We start from the raw sequence: 1,810 nt of genomic DNA on the forward strand, positions 1-1,810 counted from the left end.
AACTCCAGCCCCCAAATAACTTTGGAGTTTTTGGATATTCCCCAGTTCTGGCCCCCAAATTATTTTGGAGAAACCCCAAATAACTTTGGATACCCAAAAATAACCCCCCGCAACCCGAAGGCCACGAGGGAGAATTTTGATAATCGTTATTTAGTTTTCAAACTAATTCTCTGATTCACTGTCGCTGTTTTCTCTTCTGCGCATTCCGAAGTATAATCCTGCAAGGAGTACTCCTGATGCTCCGCAGATTCCAGCCCAGAATCCCAGATCATTGCTGTCGCCTGTATCAGGTCCAGCTGAATTGTTGTTGGACGGATTATCGGAGCTTGATCCGTTTCCGCCATTTCCACCGTTTCCACCGTTGTTGTTATTATCACCATCGTCTTTATTATTGTTATCGCCGTTGTTATCATCTGATCCCGTATTACGATAGTAATTCAGTGTCAACGTATTGCTTGCTGCATCCAGTACAGCTGTCTTAGTCATTTCTGATTTCTCAGCATCGATGAAATACTTGTTTCCATCGTACATTGCCCATGCGTCTTCCGGTGTTACCGTCAGAGCATCTCCTACCTTGACTGTAGTAGCTGTCTTGACTTCTACTGTGGAAGTATTGTCCTGAGTATAAGTCTTACCCTGGTCCTTGCTTGTGTAGTAATTAGCTACTACGTTGTAAGTAGTATCCTGAACTACAGGCGGGACATACGGGACTGGTGTGATTACGAGATATCCATCAACAACAGTGATGTCTACATCATAATTCTTAGCATTTTCTCCAGTAGCTTCAAAATCATTTTTCGTCAGATCCATGTTATATGTTCCAACTTCAGTTCCCTTAGCTATAGCCTGTCTTTCAACTTTCAATGAAATGCTAACGCCTTCCAAATCTGCAGGTAAACCAGTAACTTTGTAGCCTTCAACACTCTGCTCAGTATTGTTGAATACCTTGCTATCGTTGTTTCCTGTTACAGTAGCAGCCAATTTTGCCTTGTTGATCGTCAGTTTTCCATCGACTACCTTGAGCGTTACATCATAATTGTCTGCTCCGCTCACTACGAAATCTTTCTTCGCCAGGTTCATGTTGTATGTGCCAACATTTTTACCTGTAGCTTTCGCATTGCTTCCTGATGCCAGATCTATGCTTACTCCACTTGGAAGTTCGCTGGTCTTGTATCCTTCTACGCTCTGCTCTTCTCCGCTATATGGCTTTTCTATGCTGTTTCCGGTCACTGTGATCTCGAGTGCTTTCTTGTTGATCGTCAGCTTTCCATCGACTACCTTGAGCGTTACATCATAATTGTCTGCTCCGCTCACTACGAGATCTTCCTTCGTCAGCTTCATGTCATATGTACCGGCATTTGTACCTGCAGCTTTCGCTGTCTTTCCTGCTGCCAGATCCACCTTTACATTCTCAGGCAATGTGCTCGTACTGAATCCTTCAACACTCTGCTCTTTTCCAGTATATGTCTTTGTGGCGCTGTTTCCGGTCACTGTGATCTCGAGTGCTTTCTTGTTGATCGTCAGCTTTCCATCGATTGTATTTATGCTGAACTGCTTTGTCACATCATTTCCAGCAGCATCCAGAACTTTTGCAGTTCCTTCTACCTTTGATGCGTATGTACCAGCGTTAGTTCCCTTTGCAGATGCGCTGAGACCTTCTACTGTGTACTCGTGTCCTTCAACTGTAAACTTTGTTGTCTTAAATCCACTTACACTATGCTCTTTTCCGTCATATGTAGCACTGTCGCTCTTTGCCTTAACTGTGATATCATAAGCTTCTTTACGGTCTGTTACTTTCAGTGTTCCTTCT

1 protein-coding gene is annotated in these 1,810 nt (G+C 43.5%); it reads right to left on the reverse strand.

Annotated elements, in window-relative coordinates; translation table 11 throughout:
• Positions 1-162: 162 nt before the first annotated feature.
• Positions 163-1,810, reverse strand: a 1,648-nt coding sequence (locus tag EV211_RS10790) for an MBG domain-containing protein (protein ID WP_166635449.1), incomplete at its 5' end; no start/stop codon positions are given.

Source organism: Aminicella lysinilytica, assembly GCF_004362975.1.
Lineage (GTDB): Bacteria > Bacillota > Clostridia > Peptostreptococcales > Anaerovoracaceae > Aminicella > Aminicella lysinilytica.